Annotated in this window: 15 protein-coding genes and 1 pseudogene; 7 read left to right on the forward strand and 9 right to left on the reverse strand. The window is 45.3% G+C overall.

Features of this window, described 5'->3' with window-relative positions; all coding sequences use genetic code 11:
* Position 1 precedes the first annotated feature (1 nt).
* The 3 genes from DX073_RS08960 to DX073_RS08970 are packed head-to-tail and all read left to right on the forward strand — an operon-like array spanning position 2 to position 1,954.
* Entirely contained in the window at positions 2–439 is a 438-nt protein-coding gene (locus tag DX073_RS08960; RefSeq protein ID WP_147279712.1) for a hypothetical protein, read from the forward strand.
* A 29-nt stretch (positions 440–468) separates the two neighbouring features.
* The gene (locus tag DX073_RS08965) at positions 469–951 is read left to right on the forward strand and encodes a hypothetical protein (protein WP_115007629.1); all 483 of its coding nucleotides are present in this window, start codon (positions 469–471) and stop codon (positions 949–951) included.
* Positions 952–967: 16 nt separating this feature from the next.
* A complete protein-coding gene (locus DX073_RS08970; protein WP_115007631.1) occupies positions 968–1,954 on the forward strand; it encodes a WG repeat-containing protein in 987 nt (328 codons plus the stop codon).
* 10 nt (positions 1,955–1,964) lie between these two features.
* Here DX073_RS08970 and DX073_RS08975 read toward each other — a convergent pair whose 3' ends face one another.
* The 3 genes from DX073_RS08975 to DX073_RS08985 all read right to left on the reverse strand — a co-directional run bounded on the left by DX073_RS08975 (position 1,965) and on the right by DX073_RS08985 (position 5,532).
* Complete coding sequence (locus DX073_RS08975; protein ID WP_115007633.1) at positions 1,965–2,738, reverse strand: lysophospholipid acyltransferase family protein; 774 nt, start codon at positions 2,736–2,738, stop codon at positions 1,965–1,967.
* A gap of 117 nt (positions 2,739–2,855) precedes the next feature.
* Positions 2,856–4,742 carry an ATP-dependent zinc metalloprotease FtsH gene (gene ftsH, locus DX073_RS08980; RefSeq protein WP_115008315.1) on the reverse strand — a complete coding sequence of 629 codons (1,887 nt, stop codon included), beginning with the start codon at positions 4,740–4,742 and terminating at the stop codon, positions 2,856–2,858.
* 157 nt (positions 4,743–4,899) lie between these two features.
* Complete coding sequence (locus DX073_RS08985; protein WP_115007635.1) at positions 4,900–5,532, reverse strand: RlmE family RNA methyltransferase; 633 nt, start codon at positions 5,530–5,532, stop codon at positions 4,900–4,902.
* Positions 5,533–5,648: 116 nt separating this feature from the next.
* Between DX073_RS08985 and DX073_RS08990 the strand changes: the two genes are divergently transcribed.
* A complete protein-coding gene (locus DX073_RS08990) occupies positions 5,649–5,978 on the forward strand; it encodes a YhbY family RNA-binding protein (RefSeq protein WP_115007637.1) in 330 nt (109 codons plus the stop codon).
* A gap of 205 nt (positions 5,979–6,183) precedes the next feature.
* Entirely contained in the window at positions 6,184–6,792 is a 609-nt protein-coding gene (locus tag DX073_RS08995; protein WP_115007639.1) for a DOMON domain-containing protein, read from the forward strand.
* A 138-nt stretch (positions 6,793–6,930) separates the two neighbouring features.
* Here the strand turns inward: DX073_RS08995 and DX073_RS09000 are convergent, their stop codons facing one another.
* From DX073_RS09000 to metX, 3 genes are all read right to left on the reverse strand, one after another.
* Positions 6,931–7,509 carry a tetratricopeptide repeat protein gene (locus DX073_RS09000; protein ID WP_115007641.1) on the reverse strand — a complete coding sequence of 193 codons (579 nt, stop codon included), beginning with the start codon at positions 7,507–7,509 and terminating at the stop codon, positions 6,931–6,933.
* Between the two features lie 302 nt (positions 7,510–7,811).
* On the reverse strand, positions 7,812–8,429 hold the full coding sequence (metW, locus tag DX073_RS09005; protein WP_115007644.1) for a methionine biosynthesis protein MetW: 618 nt from the start codon (positions 8,427–8,429) through the stop codon (positions 7,812–7,814).
* A gap of 13 nt (positions 8,430–8,442) precedes the next feature.
* Positions 8,443–9,675 carry a homoserine O-succinyltransferase MetX gene (gene metX, locus DX073_RS09010; protein ID WP_115007646.1) on the reverse strand — a complete coding sequence of 411 codons (1,233 nt, stop codon included), beginning with the start codon at positions 9,673–9,675 and terminating at the stop codon, positions 8,443–8,445.
* Positions 9,676–9,817: 142 nt separating this feature from the next.
* Here metX and DX073_RS09015 point away from each other — a divergent pair.
* Positions 9,818–10,556 (forward strand): annotated as a pseudogene (locus DX073_RS09015) (IS1 family transposase).
* Between the two features lie 226 nt (positions 10,557–10,782).
* Here DX073_RS09015 and DX073_RS09020 read toward each other — a convergent pair.
* Positions 10,783–11,523 carry a hypothetical protein gene (locus tag DX073_RS09020; RefSeq protein WP_115007649.1) on the reverse strand — a complete coding sequence of 247 codons (741 nt, stop codon included), beginning with the start codon at positions 11,521–11,523 and terminating at the stop codon, positions 10,783–10,785.
* A 90-nt stretch (positions 11,524–11,613) separates the two neighbouring features.
* Positions 11,614–13,014: an MATE family efflux transporter gene (locus DX073_RS09025; RefSeq protein WP_115007651.1), complete on the reverse strand. Its 1,401-nt coding sequence runs from the start codon at positions 13,012–13,014 to the stop codon at positions 11,614–11,616.
* Positions 13,015–13,351: 337 nt separating this feature from the next.
* Between DX073_RS09025 and DX073_RS15070 the strand changes: the two genes are divergently transcribed.
* A protein-coding gene (locus DX073_RS15070) for an IS630 family transposase (protein WP_404932932.1) occupies positions 13,352–14,250 on the forward strand; the annotation gives its coding sequence in 2 pieces (ribosomal slippage) (positions 13,352–13,667 and positions 13,667–14,250; 900 coding nt in all).
* Positions 14,251–14,393: 143 nt separating this feature from the next.
* On the opposite strand, the gene DX073_RS09040 is transcribed toward DX073_RS15070, so the two are convergent.
* Positions 14,394–15,917 (reverse strand): alanine/glycine:cation symporter family protein, encoded by a 1,524-nt coding sequence (locus DX073_RS09040; protein WP_115007655.1) that lies wholly within the window; start codon positions 15,915–15,917, stop codon positions 14,394–14,396.
* Between the last annotated feature and the right edge of the window lie 296 nt (positions 15,918–16,213).

A 16,213-nucleotide genomic window follows, 5' to 3' on the forward strand; every position in this document is an offset into this window, starting at 1 on the left:
TTTGCTCTTTGTAGATGACAAGGCGATGACGCTTGGCATTGGTGCGATGATGGCAAGTTTGTTTTTTGCCCATGACAAATCCGACACCGTCAAATTTGGTATTTGGGGCGTGATTGGGCCGTTTGTTGTTTATTATTTTAATTATGGCTTGTATACTTATTCTCGTACACCTGCCAAAACGGTTTGTGGCACATTCAAAGAGTTTTATCAAAAGAGTGGATTTAAAAGGCAGGATTTGATGTTGTCGATGTATGCCACAGATGAGCAAAAAGTTTATGACTTTATGCACATTCATCGCTATCACGAACATACCGACTTTTTTAAAAATCGTTATGATAAAAATGAGTCGATTTGCGTGGATTATATCCCCATGCCAGCATTTACCCTTTTTTCGCCCCATGTATTAAAAGAAGTGCGAATTATGAATGATAAGAAATAACATCAACCACAGCAAAAGGGATATTTGTCATGTCATTTTTCAGCACAGAACATCAGCCATTTGCTATCGCCCTTATCGCCTTAGCTGTTATCATCTCAATACTTGTTGGCGACGCATTTTTTATCATCTTGGCGGTGGTGTTTTTGGGTGTGGCGACCGCACAAGGCAAACATTTAATCATAAAGATAAGTATCGGAGCATTGTCGACTACCGTTGTGCTTTATTATTTATTTTTTGGTTATTACTGGACAAGCCACGGCAATATTCATCAAGTTTGTGGGCAACTTAACAAAATCGAACATCGCCCTTTGGGCAAACAAAGTGTGCTAAGCCTGTATCTTGATGACTCAATGAGCCAAAAATCGTATCGCTTTGACCGCCTTGACAACTGGCATAGGGATGATATTTTTCGCCCGTACAAGGCAGGCGATGTGATTTGTGTCAAGTACACCAAATCGCCCATTTTGACCCGTACCTATCCCCATATTTTGATAGACATACAGCCCAAATGACAACCTAGGACAACCCATGAAAAAGCCACTCATCGCCTTATTCACCCTGCTCACACTACCGCAAGCGTGGGCGTTATCCATAGAGCCTGCCGATTGGGGCGATTTTCGTTATGATGAAAACGTGGTTTGTTCAACGTCCGCAGAAAACAGCAACATATTCGGCGTTGTCAAAAAACACGGCAAATATGGCATGGCGGACAGCACAGGTAAAGTATTGTTACCGCTTGAATATGATGACGGAGCGTGCCTAAGTGGTCATATCACTTTATCAAAACAAGGCAAATGGGGTTTGGTCGACGCTCATCAGCGTGTGATAGCACCTTTTATTTTTGATGAGCGGGTTTGGGCATTTAATGGCGTGGATAAAGTCATTATCACTGATGAGCGTGATGATGGCATATATTCGGCGGTGTATGGGGTAGATGGTAGGGTCTTGCTGGATTATCAGCGTGGTAGGCTAAATTTTGCGAGCGATACATTGATGTACTTTGACAGTCATGACAGACAGCAGGGTTTTATGGATACACAGGGCAATATCATCTTGATGGGGCGTTATGATTGGGTAAAGCTACTGGACGATAAAGCAGGCGATGAGCGGTTTTTGGTGAGCGTGGATAACCAAGCCATGATGATAGACCGCCACAAAAACGTATTTACACAAGACTATGACAACATGGAGCCTTTTGATGAGCAAGGCATATCAAGAGTTCATTTAGATATGAATGGTCACAGTAACGTTGGCTTTGTAGATAGACATGGCAAGCTGATTGTTAGTACGTTGGCATCTCCTAATACGTTTGATAAAGAGATTAGCGGTCATGAATGGCAACTACGCACGGACGGTGGGCGGTGTACGCTATTTTTGCAAGACCTTGCAGGGCGAGCAGTCAACAACCCAAAATTTCCTGATAAACCCTGTCGGCTACTTGCCACGCCCAACCAAACACCCAGTCAAGAACCCACACCAACGCATGGGTTGTGGGATAGGCTCTGGCGTAGGTAAAAGGGGATTATTAAGCCTTTAACACCCGTCTATGTAGCTGTGCTAAGCCGTCTTCCATCGCTTTTTGTAATAGTTCGGTCAGCTCAACACGGGTCTTATCTTCGGGCAAAATCGGTGCAAGGGGCAACACATACGCCTTAACCCCATCGCTGTCTGCCACTCGTCTTAGGCTCTCTGCCATCGTGCGTTTGTCATAATACGCACAGTCATCTGACAATGTACCGTCTGCATTGACATAAGCAATCACCATAGGACAAATGGGTAAGCCTGTATCCATGCTTGCTTGTAATAATTTGCCATGGATTTTTTTGATTTGTTTGCCGTCTGTGGTGGTCGCTTCGGGGAAAAATACCACCGATGAACCGCCACGCAAAAAGTCAGCAATTTGACGTGCCACACCGTCAGCGTCCCCCGAACCACGCTTGATAAAGAGTGTTCCGCCTGCTTTGGCAAGTTTGCCAAAAATAAACCACTCGCCAATCTCCGCCTTTGATAAAAAGAACACAGGAGCGACCGATCCCACCACAGGAATATCCAGCCAAGAGATGTGATTGGATACCCATAGCCCGTGTGTCTGTGGCACAGGCTCAACTTGCACGACTTCCACACCAAAGGAATTGACCATTTTACGGCAAAAGATTTGGATGTATTTTGGCAAAACATCTCTGGGCGGTGTTTTAAATGCCCCAATACGTCTGGCGGTAGCAAAGCCCCCCACCAAGGTATTACTCATGCCTGCGATGATTTTGGTGCGTTTTAGTTGTTTATTTAAAAAATTTGTCATAAGATTATCATTGTCAATTAAAAGGCGTATCGTATAAGAGTTTGAGTAAAATTGCAAGTGTTTTTGGTAAACATTAATGCACAAAAAACCGCCTTAGTGTTTAAGACGGTCTGTAAATCAAGCACTCGGCAAAGGCGGTGGCAATTCGTCATTTTTGACGATATTCACCGTTGGCACTTCATGCTGATATTCTTTTGGCTCTCGTGGCGTCTCGCCATTCATGATTTGCAAGAACTGCTCACGGTCAATCGTCTCCCACTTCATCAGTGCGTCCACCATGGCGTGCATCTTGTCGTGATTGTCATCAATGAGCTTATACGCCACATCGTACTGCTCTTCTAGGATGCGGCGGACTTCTTCGTCCACTTTTTGTTGGGTAGCCTCACTGATAGTACGGCTCGCCCCACCAAAATATCCGCCTTGCTCTTCGTCTTCATAGACCATTACGCCAAGTTTGTCGCTCATGCCATATTTGGTAACCATGGCACGGGCAAGTTTGGTCGCACGCTCAAAGTCGTTGGACGCTCCTGTGGATTTGCGATTGATAAAAATCTCCTCAGCAATCCGCCCGCCAAACAAGATAGAGATGTCGTTTAGCATTTTATCGCTATAACTGCTCACCGCATCTTGCTCGGGCAACTGCCATGTTACCCCGAGTGCCCAGCCACGGGGCATGATGGTTACTTTGTGTACAGGGTCGGTAAAGGGAAGTAGTTGGGCGACTAGGGCATGACCTGCTTCGTGATAGGCAGTAGCACGGCGTTCTTCCTCACGCAGCACCATGGATTTACGCTCAGGCCCCATATAGAGTTTGTCTTTGGCATCTTCAAAGTCGTTCATGTCCACGCTCATCTTGTTGCGACGGGCGGCAAAAAGAGCGGCTTCATTGACAAGGTTGGCAAGCTGTGCCCCGCTAAACCCTGGGGTGCCACGAGCTAGGGCATTGACGTCCACACCAATGGTTTGGGGGAGCTTTTTAAGGTGTACATTTAGGATTTGCTCACGACCTTTGATGTCTGGCAAGCCAACCGACACTTGACGGTCAAAACGACCAGGACGAAGTAGGGCTTTATCTAGCACGTCCACACGGTTGGTTGCTGCAATGACAATCACGCCGTCATTGCCTTCAAAGCCGTCCATTTCCACCAAAAGTTGGTTTAGCGTTTGTTCACGCTCATCATGACCACCTCCCATGCCCGAGCCACGATGACGACCCACCGCATCAATCTCATCAATAAAGATGATACACGGGGCGTTCTTTTTGGCTTGGTCAAACATATCACGGACACGGCTTGCACCCACCCCAACAAACATCTCCACAAAATCCGAACCCGAGATGCTAAAAAACGGCACTTTGGCTTCGCCTGCAATGGCTTTGGCAAGCAGTGTCTTACCTGTACCAGGAGGACCCACCATAAGCACGCCACGGGGAATGGTCGCCCCAAGTTTGGTGAATTTTTCTGGGTCTTTTAAGAAGTCCACAATTTCAACCACTTCTTGCTTGGACTCTTCACACCCTGCCACATCGGCAAAGGTAACTTTGATTTGGTCTTCTGAGAGCATTTTGGCTTTTGATTTACCAAAGCTCATGGGGTTACGACCACCCATGCCGCCACCGCCAGCACCGCCACTCATGCCACGCATGAACAGCCAAAACAGACCGATGATGAGCAAAATCGGAAAGGCTGCAATGAGTAGCTGAGTACCCACGCCTTGACGCTGTGGTGCTGCCCCTTCTACTTCTACGTTATGCTTGCGAAGTAATGGCATTAACTCGGTATCGTCTAGGGCAGGGCGGATGGTCTCAAACTCTGAGCCATTAACCTTTGTTCCCGTAATCTCTTCGCCGTCAATCTCAACTTTTTGGATTTGACCTTCGGCGACTGCCGTGACAAAGGCTGAGTACTTCATGTCATCAGCCTTGCCTGAACCACGGTCGAGATTACTAAATACCATGACTACCACGGTGATAATCACGAGCCATAATAGAATGTTTTTTGCCATGTCGTTCACAAAGGGTTTCCTGTTTTTGGCGTTTGATACAACTTTGATTGAAAATTTAAAAATTGGAAAATGGGGCAAATCGTGCAATTGTTCACACAAAGAGACATTGCTTTTAATAAGGCTTATTATCAATAAATCAAGCCCTAAATTTGGATGATTATTTTATCGCCACCCAAAACATCTCTTTGGAGCGGGGACGACTTGCCTTGGGTTTGATGCTTTTGATTTTGCTAAACTTTTTTTGCATGTCAGCACGAAGTTCGGGCGAACCTTCGCCTTGGAACACTTTCATGATTAACGCACCGCCTTCGGGCAACACTTTTAGAGCAAAATCCACCGCCAGCTCACACAGATACATCATGCGTGGCATGTCCACTGCTGACATGCCAGACGTGTTGGGAGCCATGTCCGATAACACCACGTCCACACGTCGTCCGCCCACTTCATTCATGATTTTGTTAAAGACTTCTTCTTCTCTAAAATCGCCTTGAATAAAGGTAACATTCTCCAAAGTATCCATGGGCAAAATATCAGATGCGATCAAAATCCCGTCATCGCCCACAAGCTGTCCTGCCACCTGCGACCAGCTACCAGGGGCAGAACCTAAGTCCACCACGGTCATGCCTTTTTTGATAAGAGAAGTTTTTTCGTTAATCTCCAATAACTTATAAGCCGCTCTGGCACGATAGCCGTCTTTTTGGGCTTTTTGAACATAATAGTCGTCAATATGCTCTTTCATCCACGCTTTCGATGATTTGGAGAATTTTTTGTTGGTAATGCGAGTTGCCATTGGTCGGTGTTGATGAATTAAAATAACTGCTTAGTTTAACATTTTTATGAGAAAATTTGGTATATTTTTGTTATAATGAACATTAATTTATTTAAAAACCTGTTTTGAGACATTTTATGGCAAAACCCAATTTTAACAACCTATCTAACGACACCCTAAAAGAACTACGGGGCATCGGTCATCGTCTAAATCCCATCATCATGGTGGGTGGTAATGGCTTGACGCCCACGCTCATCGAAGAGACCGCCCGTGCCCTAAGTGACCACGAACTCATCAAAGTAAAAATCCCAGCAGGCTCATCAGATGAACGCAAAGAATGTGCATCCGCCCTAGCCGATGCCACAGACAGTCAAGTGGTGCATCATATCGGGCGTATGGTGCTACTGTTTCGTAAAAATGACGAACCTAACGACAAACTGTCTAATTTGGTAAGATTTGGTTTTTAGGAATTCAACAAAAGGGAATGTCATGAATTTTGGTATTGTTAATTGAGTATACTTTTCTAGAAAGCCGTTCGTGGTGAGCTTGTCGAACCATAACGGTTTTCCTAGACTTCGACAAGCTCAGTCCGAACGGAAAACCTTAAAATCTATCTTTATTTAACAATACCTGAATTTTTTTACCGCAAATCCCATTGATAAACTGTTTAGCTTGCTGTCGCTGTCACACTTTACCGAGTTTTATTATGATGATAATTCGGTCATGCAAAGAGAGCGGTTGTTTGTATTGCAAGACCTGCAAAATGCCCAAAAAAACAAGCCTGCCCCCAAAGTTCATACCTATATCAGTGAAGACACGCACGGGGGTAAGCATGTGATTAACATGAGTTTTATGATTGAAAAGGTGGACGGACTGAATTTTGCCAATTATCATGATGATAATATCAAGCGTGCCGATGGGCTGTGGCAGGAGACCTGCCTAGAATGCTTTATTGGTTTGGCAGATGGCGGTTATATTGAGATGAACATTGCTCCTGATGGACGTTATGCTCTGTATCATTTTAGCGATTATCGTACGCCCGCTACGCCCATACAGACCGATAAAGTGACTCTGTCGTGGCGTGCCGATGATAATGATAACGTGCTGGTATACGAGCGTCATGTCAGTCTTGATGTGTCAGCCGTGGCGGATTTGTTGCCCGAGCAGACACTCGTCAACCCATGTGCGATACTAAACATCAAAGGTGATTTGCATTACTTTGCTGTCAGTTCTGCCCCTGTGCCTGATTTTCATGATAAGGCATTTTGGCAAAAATGGTAAACGTATAAAATGGTGAGTATATTTTGATTAAAACTTAGGGCGGTAGCCCAAAACTGAACTGGATTTTCGTTTAAATTGAAGTCGCATTTAAAAAGCCCACGCATGATGTCATGGGCTTTTTGGTGAGTGGGTAAATGATTATTTGATGGTAAACCAATCATTGGCACTGGTTTTGGCTTTTTCGATGTCGCTTGATGATAGGTTTAAGGCAAGCTGACCGATTTTGGCTTGGGCTTTATCACGAATGCCGTTATCAAGCATACCGTCACGGCTAGATAGGTCATACCATTTGTAGGCATCCACATAGCGTTGCTGTTTTTCATCAATCATTGCAAGTGCATAGCTGGCACGGTTGTCGCCCAGATGAGCGGCACGTTCTAGCCATTTGCGACCTTCACTCATGCTGGCTTTGACACCTTCGCCACGCAGATACATGAGTCCTAGGTTTAGCTGAGCAGGGGCGATGTCTTTTTGGGCAGCTTGGGTGTACCAATGCACGGCTTTGGCAGGGTCTTTGGCAACGCCTTCACCTTTTTGTAGGCGTTTGGCTAAGAAAAATTGGGCGTGATGGTTGCCACTGCTTGCTTGACTGGCAAGTGATGAGATGTCCATAATCTCAAAACGAGAGACATCAAGCGGTACATTTGAGATAAGTTCAGCGTTGGCAATACCTGCCAAAAGTAGGGTGGATAAAATGCCAAGTTTTAAACGTTTCATGATGACGACCTGTGGTTGAGAGCTTTGTTTAAATGGATATATTAAAATACCAAATCAATCCTTTATCATACCATTAATGAGTGATAAACTCAATTTTTTCATTGGTGAAACATGTCAAATTTTGTAACATCATTTATCAGTTATTTGATGGTGTTTGCTGGTTAAAATGTAGGGCGTGCCTGCTTTTGGTATTTGCAATGACAAACAAGATTTAGCCATTTTTTCATGCAAAAATTGATTAAGATTGTCAAATTTTCATCTTATTTTGTAAAAAAATGTTATCCATGGTAGGCATGCCCTAATTAACCTTTGGCAATCCGAAACACCGCCACATCCGCCAAGAGATTGGGGGCTTTTTTGACGGCTTTATCACGGACAAAGGCAGGGATTTTGGGGTTGGGGTTGTCCCATAGGGCGACCGTGTCCAAAATTCGAATGTTGTTGTCGTGGCACAGCCGTTCAAAGTCCTTAAAAGTGCAAAGATGAATGTTGGGCGTGTTGTACCATTGGTGGGGCAAGGTCTCACTCATCGGCATGATGCCCTTAATACCAAGATAAATGCGGTTTTGCCAATAGGCGAAGTTGGGAAAAGTAACAATACCAAATTTGGCAACCCTTAGCATATCATTGAGTAGGGTTTCGGGATTTTTGACCGCTTGCAAGGCACGAGCCATAACGACTGTATCAAAGCTATTATCAGCAAAGCGAGCCAAGCCGTCATTTAGGTCTTGCTCCACGATGTTTAGCCCTTTGGCAATGCCTTCATTGATTTTGTCGGGGTCAATCTCAATGCCATAGCCAAACACGCCCAGACGCTCTTGCAGGTGAGCCAGTAGCGTGCCGTCCCCACAGCCCAAATCTAGGACTTTTGAGTTGGGTTTTATCCATTTTTCGGCAAGTTGGTGGTCGATGTTATTCATGAGTTTCCTTGTTTTATTGTCTTGCCAATTGTGAAATCTCTTGGAGTGTGATGTCGCCTGTTTGTCGTTTGATGACAGGGGCGTTCAAAAATCCTCGAACGGCAGTCGTATAACGGGGAATGTCAAATAAAAATGAGTCATGCCCATGCGGTGCATCCACATTGACAAAGCTCACTCGTTTGTCGTTCGCCATTAAAGCGTCCACAATCTCAACCGACCGCTCGGGCGTGAACCGCCAATCGGTGGTAAATGAGACGATGAGAAATTGGCATTTGGTGCGGGCAAGCGTTTGTTTTAAGGCTTCTTTTTCATCCAGTTCGTCCGAGGTGTAATCCCGTGTCGGGTCAAAATAGTCCAGTGCTTTTGTCATGAGTAGATAAGTGTTGGCATCAAAATTTTTGCTAAACCGCTCGCCTTGATAACGTAGGTAGCTTTCTACTTGAAATTCCACGTCAAAGCCGTACATGAATTTGCCAGACTTCAAGTCCCGCCCAAACTTGGCTTTCATCGCCTCTTCGGTGATGTAAGTGATATGCCCCACCATGCGAGCGAGTATCAGCCCACGTCTGGGGTAGGTGCCGTGTTTGAGATACCAGCCGTCATGAAAATCGGGGTCGGATAGGATAGACTGGCGAGCCACTTCGTTAAAGGCGATGTTTTGGGCGGATAGCTTGGGCGTGCTGGCAATGATGACGGCACGCTCTAGGCGGTCGGGGTAATCCACCGACCATTGTAGGGCTTGCATACCGCCCATGCTCCCACCCACGATGGCGTGCCATTTGTCAATGCCTAGGCGGTCTGAGAGCATGACTTGGGTTTTTACCCAGTCTTTTATGGTGATAAGCGGAAAATCCGCCCCCCAAATCTCGCCTGTGGCAGGATTGAGTGTCGTAGGGCCTGTGGAGCCGTGGCATGAGCCGATGTTGTTTAGGCACACCACAAAAAATCGGCTCGTGTCTATCGCCTTGCCATTGCCAATCAGGTTATCCCACCAACCTGCTTTGGCATCGGACTCACTATGATAGCCTGCGGCGTGGTGTGAGCCTGATAGGGCGTGGCAGATTAAAATGGCGTTGGACTTGTCGGCATTTAGCTCGCCATAAGTCTCGATGACTAGGTCAAATGACGGCAACACCCGCTCGCATTCTAGGGTCAATGGCTCATCAAAATGCAAGGTTTGGGGCGTTACGATACCAACAGATGTCGGGTCTAAATGGGGGGCTAAGTAGGGGGGTGCTTTGTCCACGTTATTGCTCTTTTTTTATTTTTAAAGCTATATTTTAAGGGCAAATGCTAGGATTGGCAAGGCATAAAAGAAAAATCGGCATCGTTCAAAACCCATACCCAAGCTAATACCCACTCCACAACAACCAAAGACCAAACAGCTCATGACACCCTTAGATTATTGCCCAAAATGTCAGTCCAATCACATTGTTAAAGCAGGCTTTGCTTATGGTAAACAAAGATACCAATGTAAAGACTATAAATATCACTTTACCGTGCTTTATAAAAGCAACAAAAAAGATGAAAGTGTTAGAAAGCTAGCCTTGTCATGTATCTTGAAGGTCTGGGTTTTCGTGCCATAGGTCGTGTACTTGGTATTGGGTATAGTACCGTGTACTATTGGGTTAAAGAACTTGGTGTTAAACATCAAGACATCTACAATGCCAATTTAACCCAAGACAATGAACAAATTAACATTGTAGAGCTTGATGAAATTCACAGTTACAGCAAGTTTAAAAAAACTACTGTTGGAGCCCGATTGTCATTAGTAGAGACACCAAACAAGTCTTAGGTTTTGTTTGTGGCAAGCGAGACAGTAAGACCTTTAAGAGATTATACAACCAACTAAATACACCTAATATCAATCTGTTTTGTAGTGATTACTGGAATGTTTATGCAGATGTCATTCCAATCCATAAGCACTTATAAAGCAAAAAATAAACCTTTACTGTTGAAGGTTATAACAGTGGGATAAGGCATTTTCTTGCAAAATTTAAACGCAAAACCAAGTGTTATTCCAAATGCCAAAAGATGATAGAGAACTCACTGAACTTACTGTTTGCTAAGTGGGATGATGGGCTGAGTTACACCCAAGAAACTTTAAAATTACTACAAATACAATGATGTGTGGACGTAGGGGCGTGCTGAGCACGCCTTGTATGGTAATATCATCAAAGGGTGTGCAGAGCCAACCCCTACAAACCCGTGGTAAATATCAAGTTGGTTGGGTGTATGTATAGTTGGTGAACAATGCCGAAATTAAAAAGCAAATAGAAAATAGCCGTGCAATAACATGGCTATTTTTTAATGGACTGGCAAATGATTTGGGTATTAGGCTATCTTCCACAACTTATTTATCCGCAGGGAATGCCTGTGGTTGGGTGTTGGGCTTGCTGTTGGGTGGTGGGGCAAATTTTGGTGCGGATTCATCATCAAGGCGAACTTCATAGATGGCGGTGCCGATAACGCCTGTATTGTCTATGGAGCCTCTGTCCGAATGATTGGCGTAGCTGTGTTCGGGCTTACCAAAGGTAAAACTTGCCACGGCACTGTCGTTTTTACGAAAGCCTTCGATGAGCAGGGTGGCGTGCGGGTTTAGAATATAACTACTGCCATGCACCGAAGCACGCTCGCCTGTGATGACATTTAGCCCATCCACGCTGGCGATAATGGCATAAGTGTTGTCGCTGGTGTTGGTGTAGCGTAGGGTGTATTTTTGCCCTTCGGTGGCACTTAGGTAATAATCGCTGTTTTCTCGGGTGATGGGTAGGGTATTGCCGTTATCATCGGTAAAGCTGAGATTGACTTTGCCATGATGAAGCGAGACGCTGTTTAAGGTTTTGCCTGTGAATGCTTTGGCGGCGTAGCGAACGACATTTTGGTCAATGGGATCATCACTTAGGTAAGTGACCGAGACGTGTTTAGAGGGCGAGCGAATCTCATCGCCCCATGTCGTCCCGAGCTGTTCATTGGCGTGGATATCAGCATTGGCACTGGCAGGGGTGGCATGGTCGCCCCCTGAGTGACCACAAGCAGTCAGTAGGGTGAGAACAAGAGCAGTGCCAACTGGGATAAGTGCGTATGATTTCATAAGCAGTCCTACGTGATGGGCGGTCATCCCTAAAACGGGGGTATTGCCCTTAAAACAGTTGTGCTACTATGCCTGATTTTTAAAAATTTGTCAATGCACCATGCTCACCATGCGTTTGCTATACCGCTCCAAATACCAACCCAAAAACACCGCCGCCACTGCCAGTGAGATGACCAGTGCCGTCCAAAAACCATAAATGCCCATGCCCATATAAAACGCTAACACAATACCAGGCAGTAGCCCACAACCCCAAAATGCAATGATGTGGATTATCATCGGCACGGTGGTTACTTTATAGCCACGCAAGGCATAGCTTGCCACGCATTGCACCGCATCGACCAGCTGAAAGGCGGCGGCATAGAGAATGATGGCGGAGGCGATGGCAATGACTGCCGTGTCCTTGGTGTAGAGTGTTGCCAGCTGTTCTCGCCCGATGACCAAAAAGGCAGCGGTCAAAAATGAAATGGCGACCGCACCTGACAACGCCACGCCACTGCTATAACGGGCAGACTCAGGTTCACGCTGACCCATCGCCATGCCGACCCGCACGGTGCTAGCAACCCCTAAGCTTTGGGGTATCATAAAGATGAGTGAGGTGATGTTGATGGCGATTTGTTGGGCGGCGACGTAGTTTTCGGTGTTGCCGTCCAGCCTTGCGACCAAAAACATGATACAGCTAAATAGGCTCACTTCAATAAAAAATGACAGTCCGATGGGTATGCCAAGTTTGGTGATGTCGCCAAAGAGCTTGATGTCGGGCAGGCTAAATTTGTCCATTAAGCCAAATTCATGAAAATATCTGTCTTTGGCGATGTATATGCCAAGGATGATGGCGTTTAGCCAAAAGACGATGGCGGTTGCCAGTCCACAACCTGCACCGCCTGGGGCGGGCATGCCAAATTTGCCATAGACAAAGACGTAGTTTAGGGGAATGTTGGCAAAAAAGCACAGCCAACTGACAATCATGATAACTTTGGGTTTGTTAAGACTGGACGCATAAGCGTGCAAGGTGCGATGTATCATGGCGGCAGGCATGGCAAGTCCGATGAACCACAGATACTCTTTGGTAACGGCAAGGGTGTTGGTGCTTAGATGACCAAAATAATGCTCAAAGGGCAGTATCGCCGCCCAAATCAGCACCATGCCAATCACGCCCATGAGCAGTCCATACCACAGTCCTTGCCGTCCCAGCTCACCAATGTCGCCTGCCTTAGCATCGCCCTTGTTAACCGCACCATACTGCTGGGCAATCAAGGGATTTAGGGCGGTCATTACCCCAAGCAAAGTGATATAGATGGTAATAAACAAACTGTTTCCCAATCCGACCGCAGACAAGTCTTCTTTGCTGACACTGCCTGCCATGACCGTATCCACAAAGCCTGTCCCAACTTGGGCGATTTGGGATAAGAGCATGGGCAGGGCGAGTGTGGCGAGAGCGATGAACTCTTTTTTATAATCAGCAAAGCTGTGGCGGTTTAGGTTTAGGAGCATGGCAATTTTTCAAAAAGCATATTTTACCATAAAACGTTGCGTTGTGGTTTTGCCTTTTAATGGTGATGTGTTAGCATTAAATAGACGTACTGCGAAATAAAACATGTATACTTACACGCCCTGATATTTTCCAAGATTTTAAAATTGCAAAATTTTGTAAAATCGTTATATGTAGTGGTTTCAATATGTTTTAATCGCAATCATGATTAGGACGTGCCTGCCTTTTATAATACAACTTAAAATTTAGAGTGTTTATGGGGAATATATAACCAACAAACCTTGAAACAACACCAATCATCCCCATATCTCCATCACCATTCACTAATCACTACTTCAAATGGCTTATTCACTAGAAATCAGACAAAAAGCCTTGGCTTATTATGACAAATGCAAGAACATTGACCTTGTTATGGAAGCTTTTGGTGTATCAAGACACACCGTGTTTCGTTGGAGACGACAACTTAAAGAAACAGGCAATTTGTCTTGTAAAAAACCCACCAACAGACCCAGAAAGTTTGACAGAAAAGAGCTTCTTGCTTACGTAGAAGCAAATCCTGACAAATACCTACGTGAAATTGGTGAAGTATTTGGGTGTAGTGATATGGCAATCCATAAAGCACTCAAAGCAATGAACATTACTCTTAAAAAAAGACCACAACTTACTTCGAGAAAGACCCAAATAAAGTCAAAGACTTCCAAGACAAATTAACACAACTACAAGCTACGTCCAAACACGGTTATGAGCTTGTCTATATAGATGAGACAGGCATTGGCACTTATCTACACCGTACTCATGCAAGAAGTCTAAAAGGTCAAAGAGCCTATGATAAAGTCAGTGGCAGACGCTATCAACGAGTCTCCTTAGTGGCAGGACAAATAGGGGGCAAAGCCAAAAACTTGATTGCTCCACTCATCTACAACAATACAATGACAAGTGCTTTGTTTGAAACGTGGTTTGAACAAATGCTACTGCCTTGTCTTAACAATCACACCAAACAAACAGGCAAGCCTTGTATCATCATCTTAGACAATGCAAGATTTCACAGAATGAAACACTTGCAAGAGCTTATCAATAACACAACATACAAACACATCATCTTACCATTACCACCTTACTCATCCAAGCTAAACCCAATAGAGCAAACTTGGGCAACGATTAAAAGATGGCTTAGAAGTCATTTGTCAGAGCTTGATACAATCGAAGAAGGTTTGAAGTGTTATTTTGGGGTTTGGTGAGTATAATGTTTTCCTTGAAAAACGTCGACTCCCCACTTTTTTTAAACAGACTTTTTCATTGCAAATACAAAAGGCGGGCACGCCCTACATTATGGCAATAAAAAAAGGGCATTATCCGCCCCTTTTTTTGTGTTGTTTTTGGATTATTGACCGTTTTGCTTGTCATTTTGACGCAGACGCTCTTCCCAAAATGTGGCGTTTTTGATGCCAAATTTGGTAGGGTCAAAGACAATCTTGCCACCCGCCTTACGCTGTGCTTCATAGTCGGCAAGCATTCGCATGGTAACCCGAGATCCCATAAAGAACATAATCAAGATACCGATGATGTTGAGCCATGCAGTCATACCCACGCCCACATCGCCCCATGCCCAGATAGCCCCAGCACTGTTCAACGCACCGTAGCCCACCATGATAAGAATGATGACTTTGGCAATCATCAGCCCTGTTTTTTGGGCTTGCTTACCCAAAAATCTAGACAAATACACCACGTTAATCTCAGCAATGTGATAGTATGCCAAAATCGTGGTAAAGGCAAAGAAGAAAATAGCAATGGCGATAAAGTAGTTACCAAATACTCCAAAAGTTGTCTCTAATGCCATCTGGGTAAAGGCAGGTGTGCCAATCTCAACGCTAGGGTCAATGTTTTGGACAATAAACTGTCCTGCTTCAAGCGTGCCTTGGACGTTGTAGGTGCCCATGGTCAAAATCATAAAGGCAGTTGCCGTACATACCACGAGTGTGTCCACATAAACAGAAAACGCCTGCACAAGACCTTGCTGAGATGGGTGGTCAACTTCGGCAGCCCCCGAGTGGTGTGGACCTGTACCTTGACCTGCTTCGTTTGAGTACACGCCACGCTTAACACCCCAACCAATCGCCGCCCCAAAGCCTGCCATTGGGTTGAAGATGTCGCCCATGATAAGCCCAAAGACCGCAGGGATTTTGTCAAGATTCATGACCATGATAAGTAGGGCAAGCACGATGTAGCCGACAGCCATAAATGGCACAACAATCTCAGCAAAGCTTGCAATACGCTTGATACCGCCTAGGATAATCACGCCCACCGCAACCACAACAACCGCCATGACAGCGATGCGTAGCGTGCCGACTTCTAGCCCCAAGAAATTGACCAAGTTGCCTTCGCCTGTGATGCGAGTTACCGCACTGGCAACGCCGTTAGCCTGTACCCCAGGTAAGAAGACGCCACACGAGATAATCATCGCCACCGCAAAGAGAATGGCGTACCATTTTTGTCCCAAGCCTTTTTCAAAATAATAAGCAGGGCCGCCACGGTATTGACCTGTGATGGGGTCTCGCTCTTTGTAGATTTGCGATAATGTACTCTCAGCGTAAGCGGTGGACGCTCCCAAAAATGCCACCACCCACATCCAAAACACCGCCGAAGGGCCGCCAAAGCCGATGGCAGCCGCCACCCCTGCAATGTTACCCACGCCCACACGGTTGGCAAGTGCCACCACAAATGCCTGAAAGGACGAAATCCCGTCATCGCTTTTGGTTTTACTAAATACAAGGCGTACCATCTCGCCAAACAGACGTAACTGCACAAAACGGGTCATGATGGAATAAAATAGCCCTGCCCCAAGACACAGATAAATCAAGGCAGGACTCCAAATAATCCCGTTTAGCCAATTAACAATCTCATTCATAGTCATCGCTCCCTATGCGTTTGCAATCATGACAAATAAAAAGTAAAATTAACGCTCAGATTAGCCGATTGATTTGGCAAAACAAACCGCAAGCAATTTGTCCATATCTAAAAATCCAAAGCCATCAATCAATGAGAATTTTAAGCTAAGATACGTTAAATAAAAGGCAGTAGTCTAAAAAGTATGCCAAACTAGTTTTCCGTTCGCCCTGAGCCTGCCTGCGGGTAGGAAAACCGTTAGGTTTCCCAAGCTCGCCACGAACGGTTTTCTTTGTAGCATACTTTTTGAACCAGAGC

The sequence above is a fragment of the Moraxella lacunata genome, from assembly GCF_900453205.1.
Lineage (GTDB): Bacteria > Pseudomonadota > Gammaproteobacteria > Pseudomonadales > Moraxellaceae > Moraxella > Moraxella lacunata_B.

Excerpts from the sequence above, each read along its gene's own strand:
- DX073_RS08965 (WP_115007629.1), top strand. The coding sequence starts at position 469 with ATGTCATTTTTCAGCACAGAACATCAGCCATTTGCTATCGCCCTTATC.
- DX073_RS08970 (WP_115007631.1), top strand. The coding sequence starts at position 968 with ATGAAAAAGCCACTCATCGCCTTATTCACCCTGCTCACACTACCGCAA.
- DX073_RS08975 (WP_115007633.1), bottom strand. The coding sequence starts at position 2,738 with ATGACAAATTTTTTAAATAAACAACTAAAACGCACCAAAATCATCGCA.
- ftsH (WP_115008315.1), bottom strand. The coding sequence starts at position 4,742 with ATGGCAAAAAACATTCTATTATGGCTCGTGATTATCACCGTGGTAGTC.
- DX073_RS08985 (WP_115007635.1), bottom strand. The coding sequence starts at position 5,532 with ATGGCAACTCGCATTACCAACAAAAAATTCTCCAAATCATCGAAAGCG.
- DX073_RS08990 (WP_115007637.1), top strand. The coding sequence starts at position 5,649 with ATGGCAAAACCCAATTTTAACAACCTATCTAACGACACCCTAAAAGAA.
- DX073_RS09000 (WP_115007641.1), bottom strand. The coding sequence starts at position 7,509 with ATGAAACGTTTAAAACTTGGCATTTTATCCACCCTACTTTTGGCAGGT.
- metW (WP_115007644.1), bottom strand. The coding sequence starts at position 8,429 with ATGAATAACATCGACCACCAACTTGCCGAAAAATGGATAAAACCCAAC.
- DX073_RS09020 (WP_115007649.1), bottom strand. The coding sequence starts at position 11,523 with ATGAAATCATACGCACTTATCCCAGTTGGCACTGCTCTTGTTCTCACC.
- DX073_RS09025 (WP_115007651.1), bottom strand. The coding sequence starts at position 13,014 with ATGCTCCTAAACCTAAACCGCCACAGCTTTGCTGATTATAAAAAAGAG.
- DX073_RS09040 (WP_115007655.1), bottom strand. The coding sequence starts at position 15,917 with ATGAATGAGATTGTTAATTGGCTAAACGGGATTATTTGGAGTCCTGCC.